This is a genomic window from Pseudomonas sp. LBUM1651, from assembly GCF_059716135.1.
Genome location: NZ_CP166805.1, coordinates 2,985,500 through 3,006,501 on the forward strand (window position 1 = coordinate 2,985,500; position 21,002 = coordinate 3,006,501).

The 21,002-nt window shown below is 59.6% G+C and carries 19 protein-coding genes, 1 tRNA gene and 1 pseudogene; 10 read left to right on the plus strand and 11 right to left on the minus strand.

Features of this window, described 5'->3' with window-relative positions; genetic code table 11:
- Window positions 1-14 precede the first annotated feature (14 nt).
- The 5 genes from otnI to ltnD all read right to left on the minus strand — a co-directional run bounded on the left by otnI (window position 15) and on the right by ltnD (window position 5,400).
- Window positions 15-797, minus strand: coding sequence for a 2-oxo-tetronate isomerase (gene otnI / locus ACA066_RS13930; protein ID WP_497699693.1), 783 nt, complete (start codon window positions 795-797; stop codon window positions 15-17).
- Window positions 798-886: 89 nt separating this feature from the next.
- Window positions 887-2,347: a GntT/GntP/DsdX family permease gene (locus ACA066_RS13935; protein WP_497699694.1), complete on the minus strand. Its 1,461-nt coding sequence runs from the start codon at window positions 2,345-2,347 to the stop codon at window positions 887-889.
- A 191-nt stretch (window positions 2,348-2,538) separates the two neighbouring features.
- On the minus strand, window positions 2,539-3,177 hold the full coding sequence (gene otnC, locus ACA066_RS13940) for a 3-oxo-tetronate 4-phosphate decarboxylase (protein WP_497699873.1): 639 nt from the start codon (window positions 3,175-3,177) through the stop codon (window positions 2,539-2,541).
- A gap of 8 nt (window positions 3,178-3,185) precedes the next feature.
- The gene (gene otnK / locus ACA066_RS13945; RefSeq protein ID WP_497699695.1) at window positions 3,186-4,484 is read right to left on the minus strand and encodes a 3-oxo-tetronate kinase; all 1,299 of its coding nucleotides are present in this window, start codon (window positions 4,482-4,484) and stop codon (window positions 3,186-3,188) included.
- 10 nt (window positions 4,485-4,494) lie between these two features.
- Window positions 4,495-5,400: an L-threonate dehydrogenase gene (ltnD, locus tag ACA066_RS13950; protein WP_497699696.1), complete on the minus strand. Its 906-nt coding sequence runs from the start codon at window positions 5,398-5,400 to the stop codon at window positions 4,495-4,497.
- A gap of 344 nt (window positions 5,401-5,744) precedes the next feature.
- Here ltnD and ACA066_RS13955 point away from each other — a divergent pair, with 344 nt between their 5' ends.
- Window positions 5,745-6,269 (plus strand): putative pterin-binding protein, encoded by a 525-nt coding sequence (locus tag ACA066_RS13955; protein WP_497699697.1) that lies wholly within the window; start codon window positions 5,745-5,747, stop codon window positions 6,267-6,269.
- A complete protein-coding gene (locus tag ACA066_RS13960; protein WP_497699698.1) occupies window positions 6,250-6,642 on the plus strand; it encodes a hypothetical protein in 393 nt (130 codons plus the stop codon). Before ACA066_RS13955 ends, ACA066_RS13960 begins: the two co-directional genes overlap by 20 nt.
- Here the strand turns inward: ACA066_RS13960 and ACA066_RS13965 are convergent.
- From ACA066_RS13965 to ACA066_RS13975, 3 genes are read right to left on the minus strand one after another with little or no spacing between them, the layout of a single operon-like run.
- Window positions 6,573-7,037 (minus strand): MaoC family dehydratase, encoded by a 465-nt coding sequence (locus ACA066_RS13965; RefSeq protein WP_497699699.1) that lies wholly within the window; start codon window positions 7,035-7,037, stop codon window positions 6,573-6,575. The two genes, ACA066_RS13960 and ACA066_RS13965, sit on opposite strands and share 70 nt — an antisense overlap.
- A 21-nt stretch (window positions 7,038-7,058) precedes the next feature.
- Window positions 7,059-7,790: a hypothetical protein gene (locus ACA066_RS13970; RefSeq protein WP_497699700.1), complete on the minus strand. Its 732-nt coding sequence runs from the start codon at window positions 7,788-7,790 to the stop codon at window positions 7,059-7,061.
- Window positions 7,787-8,881: an AI-2E family transporter gene (locus ACA066_RS13975; protein WP_497699701.1), complete on the minus strand. Its 1,095-nt coding sequence runs from the start codon at window positions 8,879-8,881 to the stop codon at window positions 7,787-7,789. The genes ACA066_RS13970 and ACA066_RS13975 overlap by 4 nt, the downstream gene beginning before the upstream one ends.
- An 82-nt stretch (window positions 8,882-8,963) precedes the next feature.
- On the opposite strand from ACA066_RS13975, the pseudogene ACA066_RS13980 reads away from it, so the two are divergent.
- Window positions 8,964-9,429, plus strand: a pseudogene (locus ACA066_RS13980) (OprD family outer membrane porin); the annotation flags it as partial.
- Window positions 9,430-9,658: 229 nt separating this feature from the next.
- On the plus strand, window positions 9,659-10,180 hold the full coding sequence (gene phaR, locus ACA066_RS13985) for a polyhydroxyalkanoate synthesis repressor PhaR (protein ID WP_497699702.1): 522 nt from the start codon (window positions 9,659-9,661) through the stop codon (window positions 10,178-10,180).
- 35 nt (window positions 10,181-10,215) lie between these two features.
- Here the strand turns inward: phaR and phaP are convergent, their stop codons facing one another.
- Entirely contained in the window at window positions 10,216-10,785 is a 570-nt protein-coding gene (gene phaP / locus ACA066_RS13990; RefSeq protein WP_497699703.1) for a TIGR01841 family phasin, read from the minus strand.
- Window positions 10,786-11,028: 243 nt separating this feature from the next.
- On the opposite strand from phaP, the gene ACA066_RS13995 reads away from it, so the two are divergent.
- Window positions 11,029-13,422 carry a DUF3141 domain-containing protein gene (locus ACA066_RS13995; protein WP_497699704.1) on the plus strand — a complete coding sequence of 798 codons (2,394 nt, stop codon included), beginning with the start codon at window positions 11,029-11,031 and terminating at the stop codon, window positions 13,420-13,422.
- Between the two features lie 168 nt (window positions 13,423-13,590).
- Here ACA066_RS13995 and ACA066_RS14000 read toward each other — a convergent pair whose 3' ends face one another.
- Entirely contained in the window at window positions 13,591-14,634 is a 1,044-nt protein-coding gene (locus tag ACA066_RS14000) for an AraC family transcriptional regulator (RefSeq protein WP_497699874.1), read from the minus strand.
- Window positions 14,635-14,918: 284 nt separating this feature from the next.
- Here ACA066_RS14000 and phbB point away from each other — a divergent pair, with 284 nt between their 5' ends.
- The 5 genes from phbB to ACA066_RS14025 all read left to right on the plus strand — a co-directional run bounded on the left by phbB (window position 14,919) and on the right by ACA066_RS14025 (window position 20,893).
- Window positions 14,919-15,665 carry an acetoacetyl-CoA reductase gene (gene phbB / locus ACA066_RS14005; protein ID WP_497699705.1) on the plus strand — a complete coding sequence of 249 codons (747 nt, stop codon included), beginning with the start codon at window positions 14,919-14,921 and terminating at the stop codon, window positions 15,663-15,665.
- A 57-nt stretch (window positions 15,666-15,722) separates the two neighbouring features.
- The gene (locus tag ACA066_RS14010) at window positions 15,723-16,901 is read left to right on the plus strand and encodes an acetyl-CoA C-acetyltransferase (RefSeq protein ID WP_497699706.1); all 1,179 of its coding nucleotides are present in this window, start codon (window positions 15,723-15,725) and stop codon (window positions 16,899-16,901) included.
- Between the two features lie 99 nt (window positions 16,902-17,000).
- On the plus strand, window positions 17,001-18,704 hold the full coding sequence (gene phaC / locus ACA066_RS14015; RefSeq protein WP_497699707.1) for a class I poly(R)-hydroxyalkanoic acid synthase: 1,704 nt from the start codon (window positions 17,001-17,003) through the stop codon (window positions 18,702-18,704).
- Between the two features lie 147 nt (window positions 18,705-18,851).
- Entirely contained in the window at window positions 18,852-19,505 is a 654-nt protein-coding gene (locus tag ACA066_RS14020; RefSeq protein ID WP_084323411.1) for a hydrolase, read from the plus strand.
- A 65-nt stretch (window positions 19,506-19,570) separates the two neighbouring features.
- Window positions 19,571-20,893: an OprD family porin gene (locus ACA066_RS14025; RefSeq protein ID WP_497699708.1), complete on the plus strand. Its 1,323-nt coding sequence runs from the start codon at window positions 19,571-19,573 to the stop codon at window positions 20,891-20,893.
- Between the two features lie 8 nt (window positions 20,894-20,901).
- Here the strand turns inward: ACA066_RS14025 and ACA066_RS14030 are convergent.
- Window positions 20,902-20,997 (minus strand) — tRNA-Sec (locus ACA066_RS14030).
- Between the last annotated feature and the right edge of the window lie 5 nt (window positions 20,998-21,002).

Below are 21,002 nucleotides of genomic sequence, written 5' to 3' on the forward strand. Positions count from 1 at the left end.
CTCCTGTGCTGCGCCTAGCGCGCCTTCCAGTCCCGCAACCACTGCAAACCGGCAGACGTTTCGCCTCGCGGCCGGTACTCGCACCCTACCCACCCGTCATAACCCAACTGGTCGATCAGCTCGAACAGATAGGGATAGTTGACTTCGCCCAAGTCCGGTTCATGCCGGTCAGGTACGCCGGCGATCTGGATATGGCCGATTCCGTCGAAGTCCCGACGTAGTTTCGTGGCCAGGTCGCCCTCGACGACTTGGCAGTGATAGCAGTCGAACTGGACTTTCAGGTTACTGGCGCCCACTTCCTTGCAGATGGCCTGGGCCTGATCCTGCCGATTGAGGAAAAAGCCCGGCATGTCCCGTGTATTGATCGGCTCGAGCAAAACTGTGACGCCTACCTTGGCCGCCTGTGCTGTGGCGTAGGCAAGGTTCTCCAGGTAGATGCCGTAATGCCGTACCCGGTCACCCTCGGAGGGCAGCAGGCCGGCCATGACATGGATGCGTGAATTGCCCAGCACGCCGGCGTATTCCAGTGCGCGATCAAAACCGCTACGAAATTCACTTTCCCGACCGGGCAACGACACCGTGCCCCGCTCGCCCGCCGCCCAATCACCGGGCGGCGCATTGAACAGTGCCTGTACCAGGCCGTTGTCACTCAAGCGTTGTTTGAGCTCTTGAGCGCTGAAGTCGTAGGGAAACAGATACTCCACCGCTTCGAAACCATCGGCAGCCGCAGCGGCGAAACGATCCAGAAACTGATGCTCCGGGTAGAGCATGCTTAGATTGGCAGCAAAACGAGGCATGGTAGCTCCTATATTTTGTAGGAGCCGAGCTTGCTCGCGATGGCGATCTCAAGGACGCCATCACCGGCAAGCCGTGCTCCTCCAGTTCGTTAGACAAAAGGCCAGATCAACAGGGTAATACAGAAACCCAAGGTGCCGAGCAAGGTGGTCAATACCGTCCAGGTGCGCAATCCGTCGGCCACATTCAGCCCGGCCAGTTTGGTGAAAATCCAGTAACCGGCATCATTGATATGGGACATGGCCAACCCGCCGCCGCCCATGGCCAGGCACAGCAACGCCATGTGGTTCGGGGTGAGATTGAGGGTCGCAATCAGCGGACTGATGATGCCGGCAGTGGTCACCAGCGCCACAGTGGTCGAGCCCTGCACTGCGCGCAACAACATGGTCAGCAGAAAGCCCAGCGCCAGCACCGGCAGACCGGTGGTGCGCAACATATCGGAGACCACGGCACCAATTCCGGTATCCACCAGCACCTTGCCGAACACACCGCCGGCACCGGCAATCAGAATCACCATGGCCACACCGGGCAAGGCCGAACCGATCACATCGGACACCTGAGTGCGGCTCCAGCCCCGACGCGAGCCCAGCAGCCAGGCACACAGCAAGGTGTCGATCAGCAACGCCACCAGCGGAGCGCCGAGCACGGTCATGATGCCGCGCAGGGTCGATTCGGCGGGCAGCAATGAGGTGGACAGAGTCCCCAGCAGAATCAGAATGATGGGTAGCAGGATCAGGCTGACGATCAGACCAAAACCCGGCGCCGGTGCTGGCGGCAGCTTGGAAACGATGCTGCTGGTGGCCTCTTCCAGGCCCATGTGCGACACGGCGACGGCAGCTTGCGCAGTGCTCTTGTCGTTGCCATTGGACCAGGCGGCCAGATCTTCATTGGTGACATGCGGACCGTAGACCTCGGCACGAATATCGTCAGTCATCGGGTACACCCGACGGGTCATGCGCCCGGCCACGCGGTAACCGATATAGCAAAGGAACGCGGTGATTGGCAGCCCGAACATCAGCACCCGGCCCAGATCAGCGCCTAATTGGCTGGCAGCGGCCACTGCGCCCGGGTGTGGCGGCAGAAAGGCGTGTACGGTCAACAAAGCCGCGCACATCGGCAGCGCGAACACCAATAGCGGCTTACGCGCACTGCGGGCAACGCCATAAGCCAGCGGCATGAGGATGATCACGCCGACCTCGAAGAACACTGGCACCCCGACCATGAAGCCGGCAATCGTCAACGCCAGGGGAGTACGCCGATTGCCGAAACGAGAAATCAGCGTCTTTGCCAGCGCCTCGGCGCCACCGGAGAGTTCGATGATCCGCCCGATCATCGCGCCCAAGGCAATGATGATCGCGATATGGCCTAAGGTCTTGCCCATGCCTCCTTCGATGGTAGCGACCAGATCGGCCGGTTTTACCCCGGCCACCAGCGCCACCAGAATGCTCACCAGCATCAAGGCCACGAAGGGCTGGAACTTGTACTTGAGCACCAGAAACAACAACAGAGCGATCCCTAGCCCCGCGGTAACCAAAAGGATTAACGGGCTCATTTCAGAAGCCCTCCATGCCGGGAGAGCGAAAGGGTTGTTCTAAAAATGCAGCAGTGAAAGTGAGTCATGCCTGGATGTCCTCTTGTTATTGTATTTTTCAGGCAAGCCGGGGTCATTGGGAGTCGCTGCGCGTCTCCCGAACAAGGCCTGCGCTCTTGATCTGTCGTGTTATGTCGTGCTGAACCAGCGCTCTACCAGTGCGCGCCAAAGGTCTCTCGCAGCTCGTCCAGCGCTGCCTGGTCGAGCGGTTCGGGTTTGGGGTTGCTCATCAGCCACAGCCGCGCGGTTTCCTCGAGTTCTTCCAGGGCGTAGCTGGCCCTGGATACCGAACTCTCCCAGACCACCGGACCCAGCCGTTCAAGCATTACGCCGCGAACGCTGTTGGCCAGTTGAGCAACCTGTTCGGCAACCTTCGGCGAACCGGGTCGCTGGTAGCCAATCAACGGGATATGCCCGACTTTCATGACCTGATACGGCGTCAGCGGCGGCAGAATGTCGTCCGCCTGCCAGACACCGACCAGCGTCAACGCCACCAGATGGGTGGAATGGGTATGCACCACGCCACCGACACTCGGGTTGCGGTCGTAGACCTGGCGATGCAGCGCCAGGGTCTTTGAAGGTTTGTCACCGGACACCCATTCACCGGCCAGATTGACCTTGGCGATGGTCGCCGGATCGAGGCGGCCGAGGCAGACGTCAGTCGGGGTGATCAACCAGCCGTCGTCCAGGCGCGCGCTGATATTGCCGGCGCTGCCAACGGTGTAACCGCGCTGGTAAAGGCTGCGGCCCACCTCACAGATTTCTTCGCGCAGGGCGTTTTCGTTACTCACTGCGCGGCTCATTGCGGGCCTCCGGCCTGGGCGAGTTGATTCAAGGCTTTGCTGAAGAAGTCCCGGCCACCGAAGTTGCCCGATTTGAGTGCCAGCGCCAAAGGCTCGTCAGTACTGCTGACGGTCGCTGGCACACCCGGATCGATCTGCGCGCCGATCTGCAGCAGTTGTACGCCCAGCGCCTGAACCACAGCGCCCGAGGTTTCTCCGCCGGCGATCACGAAGCGGCGCACACCGCTCTGGCGCAGACCGTGTGCAATTTCGCCAAAGGCGTTTTCCACCAGGCTGCCAGCTTGCTCCACACCCAATTGCTGTTGCACCGACTTGACCTCTTCCGGTGAACTGGTGGCGTAGATCAATACGGTTTGTTCGTTATCACGGGCGAAGGTCAAGGCTTGCGCCACCACCGGTTCACCCGCCGCCAAGGCCAGCGGATCAATGCGCAAGGCTGGCCGACCGGCTTCGAGCCACGCCGCCACTTGCCCATTGGTGGCGATCGAAGCACTACCGGCCAACACCACTTCTCCACCGAACACTGCCGGGAGTTTCGAGGCATCGAGGTCGCGCAACTTGCCGGCGCGACGGAAATTTTCCGGCAAGCCCAAGGCCAGCCCCGAACCACCCGTCAACAAGGGAAGATCGGCGCAGGCGGTACCGAGGGTGTACAAATCGCTGTCAGACAAGGCATCGGCGATTGCCATGCCGACACCTTGAGCCTTCAACTCTGCGATTCGCGTACGTACCGGCTCGATACCGCGGGCAATGGTGTCGTAGCGCAACAGGCCGACATTCAGGCGGGTCTGCGATTGAAGCACCCGAACCAGATTGGCATCGTCCATCGGCGTCAGCGGGTGATGTTGCATACCCGACTCGCTGAGCAACTGATCCTGCACAAACAAGTGGCCGCGAAAGATCGTCCGGCCATTCTCAGGGAATGCCGGGCAGGCCAGGGTGAAGTCGCTACCCAGTGCGGCCAGCAGTGCTTCGCTGACCTGGCCGATATTGCCGGCTGCGGTGGAGTCGAACGTCGAGCAATACTTGAAGAAGATCTGCTCGCAGCCTTGTTCGCGCAACCAGGCCAGCGCGGCGAGGGACTGTTCGACCGCTTCGGCGACCGGCGTGGTACGGGATTTCAGGGCAATGACGATCGCATCGGCGTCAAGCCCGGCGGCTACGTCTGCGCTCGGGATACCGATGCTTTGCACGGTGCGCATTCCGCCGCGCACCAGCATGTTGGCAAGGTCCGTGGCACCGGTGAAATCGTCGGCGATGCAGCCCAGCAGCGGGCGTGCGGTGGAGGTAGTCATGGGGTGTTCCTCAAACGGACTCAGGCTTGGCAGTTGGCAATTCGATGCCCGGGAAAATCTTGATCACCGCCGAGTCGTCCTCACGGCCGAAGCCGGCACTGGATGCCTGCATGAACATCTGGTGAGCAGTGGCCGACAGCGGCAGCGGGAATTTGCTGGCCCGGGCGGTATCCAGCACCAGGCCCAGGTCCTTGACGAAAATATCCACCGCGGACAACGGTGTGTAGTCAGCCTTGAGAATGTGCGGTACGCGGTTTTCGAACATCCAGGAATTACCGGCGCTATGGGTGATCACCTCATACAGCGCATCGGCATCGACCCCTTCACGCAGGCCCAGCGCCATGGCTTCGGCAGAAGCGGCGATATGCACACCGGCGAGCAACTGATTGATGATTTTTACCTTCGAACCCAGGCCATGGACGTCACCCAGGCGATAGACCTTACCGGCCATGCCAGCCAGGATCGACTCAGCCTTGGTATAGGCGTCTGCTGGGCCCGAGGTCATCATGGTCATCTCGCCAGCGGCAGCTTTGGCGGCGCCCCCGGAAATCGGTGCATCCAGATACAGCAGGCCCAACGCGGCCAGGCGCCGGCCCAGATCCACGGCATAGGTCGGGGCCACGGTGGCGCAGCCGATCACCAGACTGCCCGGCCGCAGTGAGGCCACGGCCCCCCCCTCACCAAACAATACGGTCTCGGTCTGCTCGGCGTTGACCACCACGGTAATGATCACGTCACACTCAGCGGCCATGTGCGATGGCGAAGGGCAAGCCACTCCGCCCTCCCCGGCGAACTGTTCTGTTACGGCAGCGCGTACATCGCAGGCATGCACATTGAAACCGCTGCGCAACAACGAGCGGGCAATGCCCAGCCCCATCGCGCCCAGACCGACAACACCGACATTCTTGTTATTCATGGCGTACTCCAGAGGAAAGCAGCGACTGCTTCCACGCCTGTAAGGCGCAGACGGCGGGCGCGTTGTAGATAGGACGCGGCAGGCAGGATCAGCACCGAGCGGATAAACCAACTCAGGAGTTATCGGGTTGTCATACCGGTTGGGCAGATCATCCACCAATGAGCGGATTATGTGAAGTATTTTTTCGGAATAACATTTTTTAACATGCTTGCCGATCACAGCATTACCCAGCTATTCCCTGCCTCCACCCACGTACTTCTCCCAATACAAAACCAACACCATCCGTTCTACCATCGCCCAATGCAGCACCCTCCGGCGCGCAGTTCCCTTTGGGAGACCGCAGAATGAAAAGCCGCCTGTACCGCAATTGTTCAGCCTTGTTGATGTTCCTCTACCTGTTTTCCCCGATGCTCCTGACGCGTGCAAACGAGAGCGAGCCCGTCGAGAAAATCGTCCTGAAACTCAGCTGGCTGGATGATCAAGGCAACGCCGTGGGCAAGGGATTCTCCCTGTCCGATATCGAAAACCTGCCTCAAACCTCAATCACCCTGGAGTTGCCGGAGTCTGTCGGCATTGCCGGCGAACACGTCTGGCAAGGGACGCCCCTCAGCAGCCTCGTTGCGCTGAGAGGCCGTAAAACCGACACATTGAAGATTGCCGCGCTCAATGGCTATTCAGTGAGTGTTCCGGTCAAAAACATTGATCGTTACAACCCGACTCTGGTGTATCGCCGCGACGGGATGTTGATCAGCGTGCGCGAAAAAGGGCCATTCCTGCTGATTTACCCCTTCGATAAATTCTCCGAGCTCAATCAGCAGATTTACCTGAATCGCCTGGTGTGGCAGATCAATGAAATTACCCTCCAGTAAACAGGGCGCCCTCGCCCGTCAGGCGAGTAAATCCCACAAGAGCTGGATCACCGAGATTCTGCTGGTGGTGACGCTGTTGATGACCTGCGCGGCGCTGCTGGCGCTGCGTGTTGCGCAGGAGGAAATGACCTCGCTGTCCACACCCAACCAGCACAATGATTTGTGGTACATCGCCAACATATACCGCGAACTGCAACGGCTGGAATTCGTCGCGCGGCATTGTCTGGATATACGTCCCGACTACGATGCACTGTCCATTCGTTTGGAGGTGCTGCAGAGTCTGCTGAGCCAGGGGCAGCCACTTCAATCCTCCGCCGGCCTTCTGAACACCAGCAACTTCCCGGTGGCGCGCTGCACCACCTTGTCGTTCTGATTCAGCGTCTCCATGAACAGCGTCACCACGCCCCGATCCGGTTGGGAGGCGGACGGATCGATGGCCTGCACGGTGCTGAACAGGCGCAACACGTCATCCGGATAGGTCGGCGTCGGCCAACTCAACTCGATGCCCAGGCCAATGATGCCGTCCGCCAGGGGCACGCTGGCCACCAGCATCTTCATGGTCAGGGCTGCGGTGTTCCAGCCGCTGGCTGCCAGGCCGCCGAACAGGCTCAACCCGGCCTCTTCGGCGCTCAGGTGAAAGGGTTGCGGGTCGTACTCGCGAGCAAACGCCAGCATCGCTTCCCGGTGGACGCGAACAGGGTCGCTTTCAAATTCCTGACCCAGGCTCAGGTCATCGAGGTAGAGTTTTTCCCAGGAATGCATGTTCATGATTCATTCCTCCGCAGTGCATTACGAATAGCCGATGTCGCTGAGATCGATGGCCACCAGCAAGGCGTCCTTGTCCGCCTGACCATCAGCCTTGCGTCGATAGGCGCGCCGCTTGCCGGGCATGCGCAAGCCATCGGCTTCGACATAGCCATAAACGTACTGGGCGGCAGGCAGGCCACCGCTGACGTCCACGTTGTAGTCGTGTCGACGTAGCAAGAAGTCTTCACCGAAGTAGAAATCCTGCACGGCGCAGTGAGTGGCGACGCTCTCGGGAAAGGTCACCCGCAATCGCCGCCAGCGCTGCGTGCCCTCTTGCCAGGGCTCGACTTCCTCGGTCACGACACCCGGCCAGGTGAACTGGAAAGGCACGGTCAGGTAGGACCAGAGTGCGTAACCGTTGAAGTACGCGCGGTGCAGGGGATCCCAGGGACTGTTTTCCCCATGGTCGCGGAAGGATTCCCTCGGCGCTGCGCGCTCGGCAATCACCTTGCCGGCGGTATTTTCGATGGCGATTCGATCCGGTGTGTAGGCGGTGAATTGATCGGCGCCACCAAAGGGCGTCACCGAGGCTCGCTGCTCATGCAGCCAGACGGTCATCTCGCGGGGCGCGCTGTCCTGGGTCAGCCCTTTCATCGCCCAAAGCGAGCCACCGGTCACGATGGTGGCGCGTACCTGATTGAAACTGTTCCAGCGTTCCAGACCACCGTGGGCGGTCAGTACCTTAACCAGCAGTTCATCACGCTGCGCGTTCATGATTGCGGCCCTCCTCCCTCCGGCGGCCGATCCTGGACCCATTGCCAGAATAATTGATACCCGACCGCCAGCACCACCGGGCCGATGAACAGCCCGAGAATACCGCCAGTGACCATGCCGCCCAGGGCGCCGATCAGTATCACCGGCATCGGCACATCGACACCACGCCCCAGCAGTAAGGGCTTGAGTACGTTATCCACCAGGCCGGCAACGAAGACATAGATAGCAAAGACGATCGTCGCCGTACTGGCACCTTCCGTGGCGAACACAAAGGCAATCACGGGGAGCGTAATCAACGTCGCCGGCAACTGCATGATTCCGAGCAGCAGCACCGCCAGGGCCAGCAACCCGGCACCGGGAACACCCTTGAACACGAAACCCAGGCCTACCAGCAGCATCTGGATGAAGGCGATGCCGACCACCCCCAGTGCAACCGCACGAATCGTTGCGGTGCACAGCCCGGCGATTTTCGCCCCCTTATCCGGGCCACTGATGCGGGATGCTATCTGAACCGAGCTGCGGTAACCGCTTTCACCATAGGCCATGAAGATCCCGGCGATGATCAAGGCGAAAATGAACATCAGGAAACCCATGCCAACACCGGCGAGTTTGCTCAACAGTGTCAGGCTGACGTCTTTGATCTGCGGAATGTGCTTCTCTGTCAGGCCCGGAAGATCGGTGGAAGCCTGTAGCCAAAGGGCCGACAGAGGCTTGCCCACCAATGGCCATTCGGCTACTGAATCGGCGGGCGGCGGAATGTGGAAACCACCGTTCTTGATCACGCTCATGGCGTGCTCGACCGAGTCGGCAATCGAGGTGCCCAACAGATAAATCGGCACCATCAGGATAAGGATGGCGACCAGTATGATCAGCGTCGCAATGCGCCCTTCCTTTTGCCCCAGCGGTCCTTTGAGCCGCTCTTGCAGCGGGTAAAGGGTGATCGCCAGGATCAGCGACCACAGCATCAGGTCGCGGAACGGGCTGAATATCTCGAAACAGAACAGCACCAGAACGGCAATCAACCCGGCCCGGATAAAAACATCGAGCAGCGTGCGCGTCAGCGTTTTTTCGGAGAACGACGTGGGCTCCATGGATGCCTCCCTGATCACAGCAACGGTACGGGATTGGTTAGCCCAGCATAGACGTTCGATGGAAAACGCGAGGGTTCAACGCAATGATGGCGGCAGCAATGTCGACAACAACGCGATTGGCGCGATGTTCACCTACAACCTCGGCGGGCATGCGTTTGGCCTGGGTTATCAAGGCATGAGCGGCGACACCGGATATGCCTACGTCAGGCACCGATGCGTTCCTGGTGAACTTCGTGCAGATCGGCGACTTCGCCAGCAAGGATGAAAAATCCTGGCAGGCCCGTTACGACTACAATTTTGCCGCGATGGGCGTGCCGGGCCTGACGTTCATGACCCGCTATATCACCGGTGACAATATCGACCTGGGCGGCAACCGTCCGGAAGGCAAGGAGTGGGAGCGCGATACCGACATCGGGTATGTCGTGCAGAGCGGGCCGTTGAAGAACGTTGGGGTTAAATGGCGTAATGCGACGGTGCGTTCGACCAACTTCGGCAGTGATCTGGATGAAAACCGCTTAATCGTCAGTTATACCTTGCCGATCTGGTAAGACTGCATAACGGCCACCACCGCTTCGCCAGCAAGCCGGCTCCTACAAGGTTTGTGTCGTCCACACAACATCGGCACACCCCGATTCTGTAGGAGCCGGCTTGCTGGCGAAGGGGCCTTCAACGACAGCCGGTATTTCGGCCCCTGCCTCTCTCCCCGACACCATCCCGCGGCCGTAGCGATAGTAGGTTAAGATGCCTGCAAACCAGGCTCGCCACGAGACGCCCCGCATGCCAGATAACAGTCGGAACACGCCCCGTCTGATCAAGAAGTATCCCAATCGCCGACTGTATGACACCCACACCAGCAGTCACCTGACGCTCGCGGACATACGCCAGTTGGTCGTCGACAAGGTTTCGTTTCAGGTGGTCGATGCCAAGTCTGGCGAGGATCTGACTCGCAGCATCCTGCTGCAGGTGATTCTGGAAGCGGAAAGCGGCGGTGAGCCGATCTTCACCAGCGACATGCTGATGGGGATTATCCAGTTCTACGGTCCCTATCAGGGTGTGCTGGGCAGCTACCTCGACAAAAGCATTCAGACCGTGATCGACATCCAGTCCCAGACTGGCGCGCAATCCTCCGAAGCCTGGAGCACCTTCATGCACCAGCAGGCACCGGTCATGAAGGACCTGATGCGCCAGTATGTCGACCAGTCCAAGGCGCTCTACCTGAACACGCAAAACATGTTCGGCCTGTTCACCGGCAAACCTGAAAGCGAAAACGGCACGAAAAAAAATGGCGACGGGGAGTAAACCCGTCGCCATCGGTGCTGCCGGCCTGATTTGACTTACTTGTTACCGTTGGTGGCCTTGGCGCTGGCTTCCGGCGCTGCTTTGGCGGCAGCGGCAGTGGCGGCGTCAAAATTGCTCTGAGCCACATCGGAAGCCTGTTTCACGGCTTTCTGTGCGCTTTCAAACACGGTACCGGCATTCGCCAGGCCGGACTTGAATGCAGCCACTACAGGCTTGGAGCCGGCCGGTGCATTCTTGCTGATCGATTCAACAAACTCATTCACCTGCCGGGTGCCCGCCTCGACCTGACTCGACGTCAGTTTGGCGATGTCCGACTGCGTGCCCACGATCAGCGCTTGAACCTGACGATTGAACTCAGCCAGACGTTCGCTTTGCGCGCTTGGCTGGGTGAACGACGCCTGCAAATCAGCAAACCCTTGTGCATCACGGACGGCCAGCAGTTTGCGCACGCCTTCGAAATGCTCTTCGGTGGAGTCACGCAGTGCCTGGAACTGCAACTGGCTCAGCTGTTCAACGCTGGCGAACACTTTGCCGCTGATTTGCTGCAGCAGGTCGAGGTTGGCTTTCTGAGCGGTTTGCAGATTTTCCGGGTTGAAAAAAGACATGCTTGAATCTCCTGGTACTGGAAGGCCCGGATGGGCCTGAGGACGCGATAGCGATCCTGCCAGTCATCGCGCCGGGTTTGATATTGCAGTGCACAAAACTATTTGGCAATGACTATTTTGTGCAGCGCACAATAAAGTTCGCTTCCTCGGCTGATATTCCCTATACACTCGTGAAAATCGAATGACCGGCTTGGCTTCTATTAGTCAGGGCGACGTTCCCACGCATGGCGTCAGGAGTTCACGATGGGTCAGGAAGAAAATATTGCGCTGCAAGATGAAGGGCTTTCAGGTCCGTCCGGTTTGTTTGAGCATCTGAACCATCTCCAGCGCCTCAACACCCTCAACGTTCTCGACGCCGCGCAACAGCGCCAGGCCAAAACCTACGCGCCTTCAAGCCTTGGGCTACTCACACAGCCGAACGCCGCTGACTGGCAGGAATATGTCACCGACCTGGGCCAACGCAGCGTGCTGTTCTGGGACACCTTGCGTCAGCGCGGTGACAACACCCTGGCCCACGAACGCGCCGGGTATCCGCTGCTGCTCAAGTTCAATCATGAAACCCTGGTCGCCGGCGAAGACCTGCTTCGCCCGGTCAACTACTCGTTGCTGCAGATCCTCGCGAGCCCCGCGCAACTGCTCGACAGCAAAAAACAGCCGGTGATCATCATTGACCCACGCGGCGGTCACGGCTCCGGGATTGGCGGTTTCAAACAGGATTCGGTCATCGGCGAAAGCCTGCGCGCCGGCCATCCGACCTACTTCATCTCGTTCAGCCATTCGCCACGCCCGGGGCAAACCCTGGCGGACATCGTTGAAGCCCAGGCGCGGTTCCTCGAAGAGGTCAGCGCGCGACATCCCGCCAGCGCCAAACCCGTGGTGATCGGCAACTGCCAGGCCGGCTGGGCATTGATGGGCCTGGCGGCGACCCGCCCGGAACTACCAGGACTGATCATCGTCAATGGTGCGCCGTTGTCGTACTGGGCCGGCGTCAATGGGCGCAATCCGATGCGCTACACCGGCGGTTTGCTGGGTGGCGGCTGGATGGCGCGCCTGGGCAGCGACCTGGGCAATGACCGTTTCGACGGCACCTGGCTGGTGAGCAATTTCGAAAGCCTCGACCCGGCCAACACCTGGTGGGGCAAGTACTACCACCTGTTCAGCGAAGTCGACAGCGAAGCCCCGCGCTTTCTGGATTTCGAACGCTGGTGGGGCAGCCCGACCCTGCTCAATGGTGAAGAGATCGAGATGATTGTCGACGATCTGTTCATCGGCAATCAGCTGTCCGGCGGCCTCGGGCGCAAGAGCAGCGGGCTCGACCTCAAACGCATCGAAGTGCCGGTGGTGGTGTTCTGCTCCTATGGCGACAACATCACCTCGCCGCAGCAGGCGCTGGACTGGATCACCGACGTCTATCCCAGCGATCTTGCCCTGCAAAATGCCGGTCGCACTATCGTTTACCTGCGGCACGCGAGCATCGGTCATCTGGGCATCTTCGTGTCGGGTGAAGTGGCGCGGCGTGAACACCGTGAATTGCTGGGCGCGGTCGACGCTATCAACGAACTGCCGGGCGGACTCTATGAAATGCTCATCGAGGACCTGCCGGAAAACCCGGATACGCCGTACGCCGTGCGTTTCGAGCCACGGCGTATCGCCGACATCCACGGTGAAGTGCCGCCGCCCCGTGACGACGATCGCGAATTCGCGCTGGTCGAACGTGCCTCTGATTTCAACAACACGCTTTACGACGGATTTGTACGGCCGTGGTTGCGTCAGTTGATCAACGAGCCAACCGCCGAAATGATGCGCAAGGCACATCCGTTCCACCAGCAACAGGTGATGTGGAACAGCCTGAACCCGGCGCTCTGGTGGCTGGCAGGCAGTGCCGCTCAAGTGAGCAAGGATCGACATCCCGCCAACCCGTCCAATCCGTTGCTGGCCTGGCAGGAACTGTTTTCCAACCAGATACAGGACGCCTTGAACGGCTATCGGGACCTGCGTGATGCCGCTCAGGAGATGAGTTTTTACGGCGTGTATGGCGTCCTCAATAGCCTCGCCGACAATACCCCGGGACGAGATCTCCAGGCGCATGCCAGGCAGCACGATCAAGTCCTGACCGAACGCCTTCAGGACGCCCTGCCCCTTGGCGGTTTGATGGAAGCCTTGATCCGGATCCTGTTCCTGCTGGGCCGCGGGAGCGATGAACCGGGCAAGCAAAGCGTCGAGAAACTGATCCTGCAATTGCAAGTACTGCTGCAGGACTACAGCGCCGAACCGCCGGACCTGCGCGAAACCCTTCGCCTGCAAAAACTGCTGGTCGCCACCCACCCGCAGGAAAGCCTGCACAGCTTGCCCCTGATGCTGGTTGTGGCCGAAGAACGCCAACAAGTGCTGGCGGCCGTCGCCAATTTGTTGCCGGAACTGCTGACCAGCGGCGCAGATAACCCGTTCTGGTGTGAATTGCACACGCTGCTCGATGTGCCGCTGCCGGGTTTCAGCCTGACTCAACCTCCAGGTGAAGCCGATGCTGTCGAGCCGTCAATCCCGGAGGCCCTTGAGCCAGTCACCTCGGTAACGCCGAAAAAAACGCGCAAACCCGCCAAGGGCAAAAAAGGCGCGAAGAAACCTGCTGCACCCTGATGAGCAACCAGTGGGAGCGGGCCTGTGTGTGTGTGTGTGGCGAGGGAGCTTGCTCCCGCTGGGTCGCGAAGCGGCCCCAAAAGCTTTGCGACTGCTTCGCAGCCGAGCGGGAGCAAGCTCCCTCGCCACGCAGGCCCGCTCCCACAGGGGATTCGTTGTTCACGAAAGTCACACCGGCGCGGCTTCCTCGATCTCAATCGATTCATCGGAGCGGTACTGCCCCGGTGTCATGCCAAACCAGCGGCTACAGGCTTTGTTGAAGCTGCTGTGATCATGAAAACCAAGGAGATACGCGACATGCTTCATGTTGAAGTGAGAATGACGCAGGTAGAAATCCGCCAGTTGTCGACGCACCGCGTTCATCACGTCCTTGAATTGTGTCCCTTCCTTTTCCAGCGCACGTTGCAGCGTTCGCTTGCTGATGTTCAAGGCCGCCGCGATCGACTCCATGTCGCACTGCCCCTGCCCCTGCCCCTGACTCAAGCGCTCGGTAATCAGCGCGCGAATCCGGCCGACAATGCAAAAACCAAACAGCACGTCCATTTGCGCCTCGGCAAAGCTGTCATGCAGCACCGCCAACGCTTCGTTGGCCATGCTCAACGGCCGCATCAGCTCCTGCCCGTCAAACAAAATGCTGTCGTAAGGCGCGTCGAAATGCAGATTGCAGCCAAACAGCCGTCGATGCTCGGAGATGTCTTCAGGTTTGGGATAGGTGAACTCGACACTCAAGGGTTGCGGTGCGTTGCCGCCCGACAGCTTGCGACAGAAACCCAGCAATGACGCCAGCCCGGCATCGGTGTATTGGCGCGGTTTGACCGAACCATCCTGCTGATGGTCGAGCCCGGACAGACGGTAATGTTGCTGTTCCGAAGTGAAGAAAAGGCTGAACCCGGTGCCAATCAACGGACTGAAACGGACCAGGCGTTCGAGGGCTTTTTTCAGATTCAGGCTGGACATCATGGTGTAGCCGACGATCTGAAAGCTGCCGGGGTGGAAACTGCCATAGGCCCGTAAACCAATGTCCGGATCGCCCGAGGCCTCAGTGGCCAGTTCCCAGAGTCGATAGATGGCCTTTCGCTCGCAGAACGCTCCTGGTTTGTTTGCGAGATTAATGTCTAGTCCAGCCTCCCGGCACAGACTGGCAACATCCAGTCCTTGAGCCGAGAGCGTATTTACCAGCACGCTGGCATAGCCTGAACTCATTCTATACATGGCGTCCTCAATGACCTGTGGAACCGAACATCCTGTCCGGAGCCATGACTGATCTGCGATAAATTCAAAGACTAACGGGTGGTTCAGTTGCCAATATTGATCCCAGTATAGGTAATCCTCATTTTTAGCCACTGTTTCAGGCCATTCGTCGCCCGGATGCAACTAATCCGGACATGGCACCTTTGGACACCAGCCCGTCACCTCCCAACACTTCCGCATCCTGCGCCAATACCGAACAATCCTCCCTCATCTTGCAGCGCAAAATATAAAAAGGAACGGAGCTTATGAAGTCGCTTGGTCGTATTGCGTTGGTCACGGGTGGTATGGGTGGGATTGGCACGGCGATCAGCCAGCGCCTGTACAAGGAAGGATTCAAAGTCATCGTCGGTTGCAGCGCTGATTCCGCCCGCAAGAACGACTGGATTGCCACTCAGCTGGCGGCGGGTTATCAGTTCGAATGCATCTACGGCGACATCACCGATTGGGAGTCGACGCGCAAGGCCTTCGAGATGGCGCGCGAACAATTCGGCCCGATCGATGTGCTGGTCAACAACGCCGGCATCACGCGTGATGCCTCTTTTCGCAAGCTGACGCCCGAGGATTGGAACGCGGTCATCGGCACTAACCTGAGCGGCGTGTTCAACACCACCAAGCAGGTGATTGAAGGGATGTTGGCCAAGGGCTGGGGACGGGTGATCAATATCTCCTCGATCAACGGTCAGCGCGGCCAGTTCGGCCAGACCAACTACAGCGCGGCCAAAGCCGGCATCCACGGTTTCACCATGGCACTGGCACGGGAAGTGTCCGGCAAGGGCGTGACCGTCAACACCGTCTCGCCGGGTTACATCCAGACCAGCATGACCGCGGCCATCCGCCCGGACATCCTCGACACCATGATTGCGGCCACCCCGGTCGGGCGCCTCGGCCAACCCGAAGAAATCGCTTCGATCGTTGCCTGGCTGGCTTCCGATGAATCGGGCTACAGCACCGGCGCCGACTTCTCGGTGAACGGCGGCATGAACATGCAATAGACCGATCAGGGCAAGGACGCCCTGCTCCCGCTGGACAAAACTTTAATGAGGTCACGCATGAACGAAGTCGTAATCGTTGCCGCTACTCGTACCGCCATTGGCAGTTTTCAAGGTGCCTTGTCCGCGATTCCAGCCACCGAGCTGGGTGCCACAGTGATTCGCCGTCTGCTGGAAGAGACCGGTCTGGACGGCTCGCAGATCGATGAAGTGATCCTCGGTCAGGTCCTCACCGCAGGCTCGGGGCAAAACCCGGCACGCCAGACGGCAATCAAGGCTGGCCTGCCCTTTACCACCCCGGCGCTGACCCTGAACAAGGTCTGCGGCTCGGGCCTCAAGGCCGTGCAACTGGCTGTTCAGGCGATCCGTTGCGGCGACGCCGAACTGGTGATTGCCGGCGGTCAGGAAAACATGAGCCTGGCGCCTTATGTGCTGCCCAAGGCACGCACCGGCCTGCGTCTGGGTCATGCGCAATTGCAAGACAGCGTGATTCAGGACGGTTTGTGGGACGCCTTCAACGACTACCACATGGGCATCACCGCTGAGAATCTGGCCACTCGGTACAGCCTCAGCCGCGAAGATCAGGACGCCTTCGCCGCCGCCTCGCAACAAAAAGCTGCCGCCGCCATCGAAGCGGGCTACTTCAAGCGTGAAATCACGCCGATCCTGATCCCTCAGCGCAAGGGCGATCCGCTGGTTTTCGACACAGATGAACAACCGCGCCCGGGCAGCACGCTGCAAGCGTTTAGCAACCTGAAACCGGCGTTCCAGAAAGACGGCAGTGTGACCGCCGGCAACTCGTCGACCCTCAACGATGGCGCCGCCGTGTTGCTGCTGGCCAGCGCCGCCAAGGCCCAGGCCCTCGGCTTGCCGGTGCTGGCACGCATCAAGGCTTACGCCAGCGCGGGCGTGGACCCGTCGATCATGGGCATCGGCCCGGTCCCGGCCACCCGTTTGGTGCTGGAGAAAGCCGGCTGGAGCCTGGACGACCTCGACCTGATCGAAGCCAACGAAGCGTTCGCCGCGCAATCACTGGCGGTCGGCAGAGAACTGGGCTGGGACACCCGCAAGGTCAACGTCAACGGTGGCGCGATTGCGCTGGGTCATCCGATCGGCGCGTCGGGCGCGCGGATTCTGGTGTCGCTGGTGCACGAACTGATTCGCCGTGACGGCAAAAAAGGCTTGGCCACGTTGTGCATCGGTGGCGGCCAAGGCGTCAGCCTGGTCATCGAACGATAATAAGAAACACAGGACTGCTTGCTTGACTGCTGACGCGGTGCCGAATTCCGGCACCGCGGTTTTTTTCTGCCCGGTTTACTGATGTGGGCAAGGAGTTCCATGAACACTAACGCGCACACCTTCAACACCTTCTGGTCCGGTCAGGTTCCGTTCATTGCCTCCTTTGCAGTGCAACAATTACGTTTATGGGTCAGCACCAATCCATGGTTTACCGGGCAGGAATACAACGAGTGGTTCGACCTGCCGCGCGGCACCCTGGACAGCCTTCAATCGGACTATCAACTGCAATGGACGGACCTCGGCCAACGGTTGATGACCGGCCAACCCTTCACCTTTGAAGATCGACGTTTCGCCAGTGGCAACTGGCGCGAGCCGCTGTTCGGCTCCCTCGCCGCGTTTTACCTGCTTAACGCCGGTTTCCTGCTCAAACTGCTCGATAAACTGCCGATCAAAGACAAGAAACCCCGCCAGCGCCTGCTGTACCTCGTGGAGCAAGCCATCGCCGCGGGTGCACCGAGCAATTTCCTGGTGAGCAATCCCGATGCTCTGCAGCGGGCCGCGGACACTCAAGGCGGCAGCCTGCTCACGGGCCTGTTGCACCTGGCCAGCGACCTGCAGGAAGGCAAGATGCGCCAGTGCGACAGCGGCGCCTTCAAGGTCGGTGTCGATCTGGCCAACACCCCTGGCGAAGTGGTGTTCGAGAATGAACTGTTCCAGCTGATTCAGTACTACCCGCAAAGCGAAACCCAGTATCGGCGCCCGGTGTTCATCGTCCCGCCGTCGATCAACAAGTACTACATCCTCGACCTGCGCCCGGACAACTCGATGGTTCGCCATCTGTTGCAACAAGGTCATCCGGTGTTTCTGATGTCGTGGCGCAACTTCGATCAGGCACACGCCGGCACCACCTGGGATGACCTGATCGAAACCGGCATCATCAAAGGCCTGCACGTCACCCGTGAAATCAGCGGCGAGCAACGGCCCAATTGCGTCGGCTTCTGCATTGGCGGCACGCTGCTGAGCACCGCGCTGGCGGTGCTGGCGGCACGCGGTGATCGCGAGATCGGCAGCGTGAGCCTGTTGACCACGTTCCTCGACTACCTCGACACCGGCCCCATCGACATCTTCGTCGACGAGCAACTGGTGGCTTACCGCGAGCGCACCATCGGTGGCGTTGACGGCCCCATCGGCCTGTTCAAGGGCGAGGACATGGGCAACACTTTCTCGCTGTTGCGCCCCAATGATTTGTGGTGGAACTACAACGTCGACAAATACCTCAAGGGTCAGAAGCCTATTCCGCTGGACTTGTTGTTCTGGAACAACGACAGCACCAACCTTCCAGGGCCGATGTACTGCTGGTATCTGCGCCACACCTATCTGCAGAACGACCTGAAATCCGGCAAGCTGGACTGCTGCGGTGGCAAGCTCGACCTGCACTCCATCGACGCGCCGGCGTATATCCTCGCCACCCATGACGATCACATCGTGCCGTGGCGAAGCGCTTACGCCAGCACCGAGCTGCTGTCCGGCACCAAGCGCTTCGTGCTGGGCGCTTCGGGGCATATCGCCGGGGTCATCAACCCGCCCGCCAAGGAAAAACGCCATTACTGGACCAATAACCGGGTCACGAAAAACCCCGATACCTGGTTCAAGAATGCCGAGCAACATCCCGGCAGCTGGTGGAATGACTGGTTCGCCTGGCTGGCCGAACACGCCGGTGAACGTCAGCCTTCGGCGCTGCACACCGGCAACGCCCAGTACCCTGCACTTGAATCGGCACCCGGTCGTTACGTGATGCAATGATGGACTGTCCCGCGCGATAGCTTTTATTGCGCGGGGCGGCGCGATGATCTCGCCCCGCAAGAAAGTCAAAACACAGCACACCGGTTCAATATCCCGGCGCGAATCTGAGCAACCATAGCCTCCTCACTCACCCGTAAGGACATCGCCATGGCTATCGCAAAAGCAGTTCCCGGCAAAACCCTGCTCACCCCGACCGACCACACGCTGATCATGATCGACCACCAATCGCAGATGTCCTTTGCGACCAAGTCGATCGATGCCGTGACCCTGCGCAACAACGCTGCGCTGGTGGCCAAGGCTGCCCGCGGCTTCAAGGTCTCGACCATCCTCACCACGGTTGCCGAGAAGAGCTTCTCCGGTCCGATCTTCGACGAAATCAAATCGGTGTTCCCGGAACACAACGTCATCGACCGCACCAGCATGAACACCTGGGAAGACGAGCGCATTGCCGTTGAAGTGAACAAGTTCGGCAAACAGAAAATCGTTCTCGCCGGCCTGTGGACCTCCGTGTGCATCGTCGGCCCGGCGCTGTCGGCCATCGACCAGGGTTTTGAGGTCTACGTGATTGCCGACGCCTGTGGTGACGTCAGCACCGAAGCTCATGAAATGGCCATGCAACGCATGATCCAGATCGGCGCGCGGCCGATGACTTCGTTGCAATACCTGCTTGAACTGCAGCGCGACTGGGCACGTACCGAGACCTATGACGAAACCGTGAAAACCTCGATTGCCAACGGTGGTTCCTACGGTCTGGGCCTGATTTACGCCAAAACCATGTTCGGCGCCTCGGAAGGCCACTAAGCGGTTTCCTATAAATAGCAAGCGACTGTGGACATTCCGCAGTCGCTGCTGCGTGGTAATTGACGATGAAGCTTCGCAAGCAAGATCTTCGCGCCGGATTGCCCTTCTGGTTATCGATGCTGTTCGCCGGAACAGCCTTGGCTGATGAACCCGCACAAGGGTTTCTGGACGGCGCGACGCTTGACGTGCTCAGCCGCAACTTTTACCTCAATAGCGATTACCGATCCCCTTCGCCGACAGGCAAAAGCTATAAAGCGGAATGGGCTCAAGGCTTTATCAGCGCTTTTGAATCCGGTTTCACACCCGGTACGCTTGGGTTTGGCCTGGATGCTCATTCTTTTCTGGGATTGAAACTGGATGGCGGCAAGGGACATTCCGGAACCGGATTGCTGCCAGTGAATGATGATGGTCGTAGCGAAGGCAACTACTCCAGTGGCGGTGGCGCGCTAAAAATCAGAGCCTCGCGAACCACCTTGGCCTTCGGTGAAATGATGGTCGAAACCCCGGTATTCGACACCGCGGACAAACGCCTGCAACCGGAGTACGCCACAGGCTTGCTGCTGAACAGCCGCGAAATCGATGACGTGAATCTGGTGGCCGGTCATTTCACAGCGTTCAAGAACCAGGACAGTTCTTCGAGCAAAGGCGACTTCTACGGCTACGGCGCCAACACCGAGGCCGGAGGCATTACGTTTCTCGGCACCGACCTGTTCACCCAACGCCCCGTCGGCGGTGCGCTCTACGCCTCAGAACTCAGCGACACCTGGCATCAGTATTACGCCAACCTGCACCTGAAGCAGCCCGGGGTATTCATCGACGCCAATCTCTACCATACGCATGACACCGGCAAAGCGCTGGCCGGCGCCATCGACAACACCGCGTTCAGCCTCTCGGGCAAGTACACCGTCGCTGCGCATGCCTTCACGCTGGCGTATCAAAAAATCAATGGCGACACGCCGTTCGATTTTGTCGGCGGAGACTCGATTTACCTGGCCAACTCGATCAAGTACGCCGACTTCAACGGCGCCCATGAAAGTTCATGGCAGGCACGTTACGACCTCGATTTGAGCACCTTCGGGATTCCCGGCCTGAATTTCATGACGCGTTACGTCATGGGCAGCCAGATCGACGGTACCCATGCGCCCAAGGGCGGCGCCTACAACCCTTTTGATGAGTCCGTCGGTGACTACGTGCCGCAACAAGGCGATGGCGGCCGGCATTGGGAGCGCGACATAGACCTGCGCTACATCGTGCAGTCCGGCACGGCCAAAGGGTTGTCCCTGCAACTGTCCCATGTGTCACATCGAGCCAACACCGCCCAGGCAGGCGATGACATCGACCGGGTGTACGTGGTCATCCAGTACCCGCTGAACTTCGGGCATCTTTGAAGGGAAATTGGCGGAAGGCAGCCGGAGTCGAACCTGCCCGGGAACGGATGCCGTCCCCAACCGGGTTTGAAGCCCGGCCGCGCCACCGGGCGCGATTGCCTTCCATGAA

Excerpts from the sequence above, each read along its gene's own strand:
- otnI (WP_497699693.1), bottom strand. The coding sequence starts at position 797 with ATGCCTCGTTTTGCTGCCAATCTAAGCATGCTCTACCCGGAGCATCAG.
- ACA066_RS13935 (WP_497699694.1), bottom strand. The coding sequence starts at position 2,347 with ATGAGCCCGTTAATCCTTTTGGTTACCGCGGGGCTAGGGATCGCTCTG.
- otnK (WP_497699695.1), bottom strand. The coding sequence starts at position 4,484 with ATGACTACCTCCACCGCACGCCCGCTGCTGGGCTGCATCGCCGACGAT.
- ltnD (WP_497699696.1), bottom strand. The coding sequence starts at position 5,400 with ATGAATAACAAGAATGTCGGTGTTGTCGGTCTGGGCGCGATGGGGCTG.
- ACA066_RS13955 (WP_497699697.1), top strand. The coding sequence starts at position 5,745 with ATGAAAAGCCGCCTGTACCGCAATTGTTCAGCCTTGTTGATGTTCCTC.
- ACA066_RS13960 (WP_497699698.1), top strand. The coding sequence starts at position 6,250 with ATGAAATTACCCTCCAGTAAACAGGGCGCCCTCGCCCGTCAGGCGAGT.
- ACA066_RS13965 (WP_497699699.1), bottom strand. The coding sequence starts at position 7,037 with ATGAACATGCATTCCTGGGAAAAACTCTACCTCGATGACCTGAGCCTG.
- ACA066_RS13970 (WP_497699700.1), bottom strand. The coding sequence starts at position 7,790 with ATGAACGCGCAGCGTGATGAACTGCTGGTTAAGGTACTGACCGCCCAC.
- ACA066_RS13975 (WP_497699701.1), bottom strand. The coding sequence starts at position 8,881 with ATGGAGCCCACGTCGTTCTCCGAAAAAACGCTGACGCGCACGCTGCTC.
- phaR (WP_497699702.1), top strand. The coding sequence starts at position 9,659 with ATGCCAGATAACAGTCGGAACACGCCCCGTCTGATCAAGAAGTATCCC.
- phaP (WP_497699703.1), bottom strand. The coding sequence starts at position 10,785 with ATGTCTTTTTTCAACCCGGAAAATCTGCAAACCGCTCAGAAAGCCAAC.
- ACA066_RS13995 (WP_497699704.1), top strand. The coding sequence starts at position 11,029 with ATGGGTCAGGAAGAAAATATTGCGCTGCAAGATGAAGGGCTTTCAGGT.
- ACA066_RS14000 (WP_497699874.1), bottom strand. The coding sequence starts at position 14,634 with ATGTATAGAATGAGTTCAGGCTATGCCAGCGTGCTGGTAAATACGCTC.
- phbB (WP_497699705.1), top strand. The coding sequence starts at position 14,919 with ATGAAGTCGCTTGGTCGTATTGCGTTGGTCACGGGTGGTATGGGTGGG.
- ACA066_RS14010 (WP_497699706.1), top strand. The coding sequence starts at position 15,723 with ATGAACGAAGTCGTAATCGTTGCCGCTACTCGTACCGCCATTGGCAGT.
- phaC (WP_497699707.1), top strand. The coding sequence starts at position 17,001 with ATGAACACTAACGCGCACACCTTCAACACCTTCTGGTCCGGTCAGGTT.
- ACA066_RS14020 (WP_084323411.1), top strand. The coding sequence starts at position 18,852 with ATGGCTATCGCAAAAGCAGTTCCCGGCAAAACCCTGCTCACCCCGACC.
- ACA066_RS14025 (WP_497699708.1), top strand. The coding sequence starts at position 19,571 with ATGAAGCTTCGCAAGCAAGATCTTCGCGCCGGATTGCCCTTCTGGTTA.